This window comes from Parafrankia sp. Ea1.12, assembly GCF_900465275.1.
Lineage (GTDB): Bacteria > Actinomycetota > Actinomycetes > Frankiales > Frankiaceae > Parafrankia > Parafrankia soli.
In genome coordinates, this window is record NZ_UBIZ01000671.1 from 1 (window position 1) to 6,893 (window position 6,893).

The following is a 6,893-nucleotide window of genomic DNA, read 5'->3' on the forward strand; positions in this document are numbered from 1 at the left end:
CTGGCCCACCCCTGAAGGGTCCGCCGCTCGGCCCCGGTGAGCACGAGCGGCAGACTCGGCTTACCTGCCATACCTCCATGACACCGCAGGTCCCATGAGATCGCAGATCTCCGGACCGGGACACTAGTCGAGGCCGAGGGAGCGCAGGACCGGATTCGGGATAGTCGACGCCATCGTCAGCAGGGTCACCATGGACGTGATCTCGATCGTGGCGCCGAGGGTGTCCCCCGTGATGCCGCCGAAGCGGCGCACCAGCCAGCGCCGTAGCGCGGTGGAGACGGCGACCCCCACGGCGACGGCGATGATCGCGCGGACGGCCCGGCCGGTGTCGCCGCCGTCGTAGTCGAGCCGGCCGGCCAGTCCCGCGACGACGAGGACGCCCACCGTGGCCAGCACCGCGTCCCGGCGCCGCACGGAGCCGGCGACCAGGGCGCCGAGCCCGTCCGGTCGGGCGGAGGGGATGCCCTCGACGCAGGACAGCGTGGCCGCGAGGCGGCCGGCCATCGCCGCGACGAGGATCGAGACGGTCCCCCGGTGGGCGGTGATCGCGACGCTGAGCGCGCTCACCTGGACGAGGACGACGAACAGGACGGTGATCGCCCCGAACGCGCCGATCGTCGACTCCCGCATCACGGCCAGCGCCCGCTCCCGCCCGCCGCGGACGCCGAACGCGTCCCCCACGTCGGCCAGGCCGTCGAGGTGCAGGCCGCGGGTGAGCAGGGCCAGCAGCGCCACCCCGAGCACGGCGGGCAGCATGGTCTGGGGGCGCTCGTGCGGGACCTTCGTGACGATGCGCGTCGTCACCACCAGCAGCGCGCTGACGAATCCGAGCACCAGGCCGACCAGCGGGGCGAGGGCCATGGCGCGCCCGGCGACCGTCCGGTCCAGGCGTTCCGGGCCGCGGACGGGCAACACGGTGAGCAGGGTGAAGGCCGCGCGCGCCTCGATCATCAGACGGTCACGGCGCGCTGCCGGCAGTGCCGCCCGCGCCCGGCCCATCGGCGCCCGGCCTGTCAGCGGCCGGTTCGGCAGGTGTGGGCCCGGTCTGGGTGGAGTCCGGCGTGATCAGGCCGAGCATCCCCAGGTCGAGTCCGGGCATGCCGGAACCGGTCGGCCCGGGGGCGGCCGGGTCGACCGCGGGCGGCTCGTAGCTGGCGGGGGCCCCTGGCTCGGGGTCACCCGGCTCGGTGTCTGTGGTGTCGGCGGTGTCGGGCGCGGCCGGCTCTTTGGCGCTCACCCCGGCCTGGTCGAACGTCGCCATCTCGGCCAGCGTGGCCTGCGCGGCCGTCAGCATCGGGACGGCCAGCAGCGCGCCGGTGCCCTCCCCGAGCCGCAGGCCGGCGTCCAGGAGCGGCTCCAGCCCGAGGTGGTCGAGGACGAGGCGCTGCGCCGGCTCGGTGGAACGGGTCCCCGCCACCCACCACCGCTTCGCCCCGGGCGCGATCATCTCGGCGGCCAGCGCCGCCGCGCAGACGATCACGCCGTCGAGCACGACGGGCGTGCGCCGCACCCCGGCCTGGACGAGGAGGCCGGCGAGCGCGGCGAGATCCGCCCCACCGGCGACCCGCAGAACGGAGCGCGCGTTGCCGGCGTACGGCCGGGCGCGGCGCATCGCGTCCCGGATCGCGGCCGTCTTGAGCATCCAGCGCTCGTCGTCGATGCCGGTGCCGCGGCCGACGACCTCGATCGGCTCGCGGTCGAGCAGCGTGCCCACCACGGCGGCGGCGGGCGTGGTGTTGCCGATGCCCATCTCGCCGGGGACGAGCAGGTCGGCGCCGGCGTCGATCTCCTCGTCGGCGATCAGCCGGCCGACGGCGAAGGCGGCGTCGACCTCGGCGGCGGTGAGTGCGTCGGTCCGGTCGATCCGCCCGCTCCCGCGCCGGACCCGGTACCGCTCGGGAGACGCGCTGCCGTCCGCCCCGCCCGCCGTGGTGGGCACGGGGGTGTCGACGGCGACGTCCACCACCCGCACCGACGCGCCGACCTGGCGGGCCAGCACGTTGACGGCCGCGCCGCCGGCGGCGAAGTTCGCGACCATCTGCGCGGTCACCTCGGACGGGAACGCGGACACGCCGGCCGTGGCGATGCCGTGGTCCCCGGCGATGACCACCACCCGGACCCGGCGCAACGGCCGCGGCGGGCAGGTGCCCTGCGCGCCGGCGATCCAGACCGACAGGTCCTCGAGGCGGCCCAGGGCGCCCGGCGGTTTGGTGAGCAGGCCCTGCCGGTGGCGCGCGGCCGTCATGGCCTCGTGGTCGAGGTCGGGGACGACCGGTACGGCGTCCGGCGCGAGCGCGGGCGCGGCGGCGGGTTCGGCGGCCGGGGTGATGTCCACTGGTCCTTATTACCTGATCGACGGAGTTCTTCCGGCACCCGCGTGGTTTCGGGTGACGACCGGCGCCGACCTGGGCGGCGTCGGCGAAGCGTCTGCGCGCCCTGCCGGAGGTGATCCGGTAATTTGCCGGATGTGTCTGTGCCGGAGGGGCTGCCGTCCGAACCGCCCGGCAGCCTCGCCGTGCCCGCCGCGCCGGACGTGGTGGCGGGGGGTCGGGTCGAGCTGCGGGGCGAGTCCGGGATGTGGCCCGCGGGGGTGGTCGCCCCGTGGGCGGGCGACCCGCGCGGCCCGGACCGTCGCCGGGTGATCTTCCTCAGCCACACCGCCGAGCTGCGGCGTTTCCCGCGGGACCGGTCGTTCGTGGCCGCCGCCGAGCGCGCCGTCGCGCTGGCCGGTGACCGTGTCGTCGACATGGAGTACTTCGGCGCGCGCGCCGACAACCCGGCCGAGTTCTGCGTCCGGCAGGTCCAGGAGAGCGACGTCTACATCGGTCTCATCGGGTTCCGCTACGGGTCGCCCGTCCGGGAGCTGCCGCACCTTTCCTACACCGAGCTCGAGTTCCAGGCGGCCACCGAGGCGGGCATGCCCCGCCTGGTGTTCCTCCTCGAGGACGACGCGGAGGTCCCCTTCCGCGAGTTCGTCGACCCCGCCTACGGCGAGCGGCAGGAGGCCTTCCGGGCGCGGCTGCGGGACGGCGGCACCATCGTCGCCGGGTTCCGGGACGGCCGGCTGGAGACCGCCGTGCTCGACGCCCTGGTCAAGCTGCGGGACAGCGAGCGGCGGGCGACCCGCACGCTGCCCGGGTTCGGCGACGTCCCCCCGGCCCCCCCGGGCCCGCGGCCCGTCCTCGTCCCGGGTCTGGGCCCTGGCGGTGGATGGCTGCGCCGCCCCTGGATGGTGCCGGCCGTCCGGGGGCTGGTGGAGCGCCCGGAGCTCACCGAGGCCGTGCTGCGCCGGCTGCTGCCGCCCGCGAGCGCCCCGGACGCCGCGGCCCCCTCGGACCCCCCGGTCGGCGCCGAGGTCGTCCCGCGCCCCGTCGTGCTCGCGGGCGCCGGCGGCTTCGGAAAGACGACGCTGGCCGCGGCCGTGTGCGGCAGCACGCGGATCGCCCGCCGGTTCGGCGGCGGGGTGCTGTGGGTGACCCTCGGCGAGTCGCTGGCCGGGGCGCACCTGGCCGACCGGATCAACGACCTGAGCGAGGCGCTGTCCGGGGTCCGCCCGACGCTGTCGGACCCCGAGCAGGCCGGGTTCCGCCTCGGTGAGCTGCTCGGCGCCGAGCCCCGGCTGCTCGTCCTGGACGACGTGTGGCGGCGCGCCCAGCTGCGCCCGTTCCTGCAGGGCGGGCCGGGCTGCGTCCGCCTGATCACCACGCGGATGCGCGGCCTGCCGCCGGACGCCGACGTCGTCCAGGTGCCCGCGATGGCCGACGGCGAGGCGGTCAGCCTGCTGACCAGGGATGTCCCCGCGCCGCTGCCCGACGCCGTCCTGCGCCGGCTGCTGGTGGTCACCGGCCGCTGGCCGGTGCTGCTCGCGCTGGTCAACCGGGCGGTCGTCCGCCAGACCCGGGACGGCATGTCGGTGCCCCGCGCGGCCGAGCGGGTGCTGCGCCGGCTGGAGCGGCGCGGCCCGACCGCACTGGACGTCAGCCGGGTCGAGGAACGGACGCTCGCCGTCGAGGCGACGCTGTCGGCGAGCCTGGGCCTGCTCACCGGCGACCGGCTCGACCAGTACCTCGAGCTGGCCGTCTTCGGCGAGGACGTGGAGATCCCGCGGGACGTCCTGGAGGCCTACTGGGCGGCGACCGGCGATCTCGACCCCGACGAGGTCGACGACCTGTGCCAGGAGTTCGCCGACCTTTCCCTCGTTGTGGCCTACCGGCGGGACCCGCCGTCGCTGGTGCTGCAGGACGTCCTGCGGACCTACCTGCGGGCCCGGGTCGGGGCGGAGCGCCTGCGCGAGCTGGACGGCGTCCTGTGCGACGCGCTCGCCGGCATGATCACCGGCGGCGCTGGCGGTGCTGACGACCCGGCCGGTGCTGACGACCCGGGCGGCCGCGGCGGCCCTGACGGCCCCGCCAGCCCGGCCGGCGGGTCCGAGCCGGCCGGCGGGGTGCGTGCCCCGTGGTGGACGGCGCCGGAGCGGGCCGGCTACCTCTGGGAGCATCTCGCCCGGCACCTGGCCGGCGCCGGCCGGCACGACGAGCTCGCCGCGCTGCTCGGGGACCTGCGCTGGACGGTCGGGAAGCTCTCCGTCGCCCGGCTCGGGCCGGTGGCGGTCGAGGCCGACCTGGCCGTCGCCGGCAGGGTGCGGCCGGACGACCCGGTGCTGCCCGCGCTGAGCCGGGCGCTCGGGCAGAACGCGCACCTGCTCGGCCCCACCGAGCCCGCAGAGGCGCTGGGCACGACCCTGCTGAGCCGGCTCGACGGCATCCGCGCGCTCGAACCGGCCCGCGCCGCGCTGGCCCGGCGGCTGAGCGGGCCACGGCTGGTCAACCGGTGGACGCTGCCCGACCAGCCGCACCCCGCGCTGCGCCGGGTGCTGGCCGGCCACCACCGCCAGGTCCTCGCGCTGGCCGTCGCCCCGGACGGGTCGTGGCTGGCCTCCGCAGGCATGGACGGCACCGTCCGCACCTGGACGGTCGGCGCGGGCACGGCGCGCTCGGTGCTCACCGGCCACGTCGGCCAGGTGTTCGGCGTCGCGGCCGCGCCCGGCAGCGGCTGGCTCGTCTCGGCCGGCGAGGACGGCACCGCCCGGATCTGGGACGTCCCCGGCGACGATGTCCGTGGTGACGACGTCCGTGGCGACGACGTCCGCGGCGACCTGGACGACCCCGAGCCGGGTGATCCCGGCGACACCGGGGAGCGGGAGCGGCGGGGCCGGGATCCCGAGGGGGCCGACCCGGTGGCGCGACTCGTCCTGCGCGGGCACGACGGCCCGGTGAACGGCTGCGCGGTGACCGCCGACGGCACCGGTGTGATCACCGTCGGCGACGACGGCTCGTTGCGGACCTGGGACGCCACCACCGGCACGCCGAGGCTCGCGGTGCCGGTCACCGGCGGGCGGCTGCGCTGCTGCGCCACCGGGCCGGGCGGAGCCGTCGTCGCGACCGGCGGCGAGGACGGGACCATCCGGCTGCACGACCCGCTGACCGGCGAGATCCTCCGGCGGCTGGCCGGTCACGCCGGTCCGGTGCTTGCGCTGGCGTTCGGCCCGGACGGCTCCTGGCTGGTCTCGGCGGGCGAGGACGGCACGTTGCGTCGCTGGGACACCGCCGCCGGCCGCCAGACCGGGGTGCTCAGCGACGGCAGCCGCCCCGTACGGGCCTGCGCGGTCGCCCCGGACGGCTCCTACCTGGTGGCGCCGGCCGGGGACGCGATCTCCGTCCGGGATCTCCCCACCGGCGGCCAGCGGGCCGAGCTCACCGGGGCCACCGGGACGCGGGCCTGTGTCGTCGCCCCGGACGGCTCCTGGATCGCCTCCGCCGGGCGCTACGGCACGATCCGGGTCTGGAGCACCGGCAGCGACCTGCCGCGCCCGTCGACCGCGGGGCGCAACGAGGGGGCCCGCGGCTGCGCCGTCGTGGCCGGCGGCCTGGTGGTCTCCTCCAGCGACGACGGCACCGTCACGGCCTGGGACCCGGTCACCGGCGAGCCGGGCGCGGCGATGGCGGGCCTGCCCGGCCCGGCCCGCGGCTGCCGGGCCGGCCCCGGCGGGCGCTGGGTCGTGGTGTCGGCGCAGCCGACCGCGCTGCGGCTGTGGGAGCCCGCCACCGGCGTCGTCCGCGCCGTGCTGACCGCCGACGTGGCGATCCTCGGCTTCACCGTCTCCGCGGACGGCTCCTGGGTGGCCGGCGGCTGCGAGGACGGCTCGGTGCGGCTGTGGGACACCGAGTCCGGGGAGTGGATGGCCACCTTCGCCGGCCACGCCGAGGGGGTGCAGGCCTGCGTCGCCGGTCCGGACGGCATCTGGCTCGCCTCCGGCGGGGACGACGCCACCGTGCGGATCTGGGACGTGGCGACCCTCGAGCAGCGCGCCTCGCTGCCCGGCCACACCGACCCGGTGCTCGGGCTGACCACCGACCCGGCGGGCCGCGTCCTGGTCTCGACCGGCGCGGACCACACCGTGCGGGTCTGGGAAGTCGTGACCGGGCGGGCGCTGGCCGTCCTGCACGGTCACGCGCACACGGTGCGGGAGGCGAGCTTCTCCCCGGACGGCGCCTGGCTCGCGACGGTCGGCGGGGACGGGTCGGTGCGGGTCTGGGACCCGCTGACCTGGCAGTGCCGCACGATGATCCGGTTCGAAGGCGCGGCCCGCGGCTGCTGCTGGCTGCCGGACTCCACGGGCCTGGCCGTCGCCGGCTCGGCCGGCCTGTACCTCTACAGCTTCCTGCCGGACTGAGCGATCCGTCCCGACCGGCGTGGACGGACGTCTGGCCGTCGGGTGCGGGCCGTCGCGTGGACGACTGTGGCGGTCGGGTGAGTCCGGTGGGATTCACCCGACCGCCACGGTCGGGGCTGGTCGGAGGCCGGCAGGGTCAGGATGCGGCCGGGGTGGCGAT

3 protein-coding genes are annotated in these 6,893 nt (G+C 77.1%); 1 reads left to right on the plus strand and 2 read right to left on the minus strand.

The features are described 5' to 3' along the window. Positions 1–123: 123 nt before the first annotated feature. Entirely contained in the window at positions 124–951 is an 828-nt protein-coding gene (gene cobS, locus FMEAI12_RS34765) for an adenosylcobinamide-GDP ribazoletransferase (protein ID WP_071065398.1), read from the minus strand. 7 nt (positions 952–958) lie between these two features. Beyond that, on the minus strand, positions 959–2,335 hold the full coding sequence (gene cobT / locus FMEAI12_RS34770; protein WP_235015066.1) for a nicotinate-nucleotide--dimethylbenzimidazole phosphoribosyltransferase: 1,377 nt from the start codon (positions 2,333–2,335) through the stop codon (positions 959–961). 138 nt (positions 2,336–2,473) lie between these two features. Here cobT and FMEAI12_RS34775 point away from each other — a divergent pair, with 138 nt between their 5' ends. After that, entirely contained in the window at positions 2,474–6,733 is a 4,260-nt protein-coding gene (locus tag FMEAI12_RS34775; protein ID WP_235015068.1) for a DUF4062 domain-containing protein, read from the plus strand. Positions 6,734–6,893: the final 160 nt, after the last annotated feature.

Excerpts from the sequence above, each read along its gene's own strand:
- cobS (WP_071065398.1), bottom strand. The coding sequence starts at position 951 with ATGATCGAGGCGCGCGCGGCCTTCACCCTGCTCACCGTGTTGCCCGTC.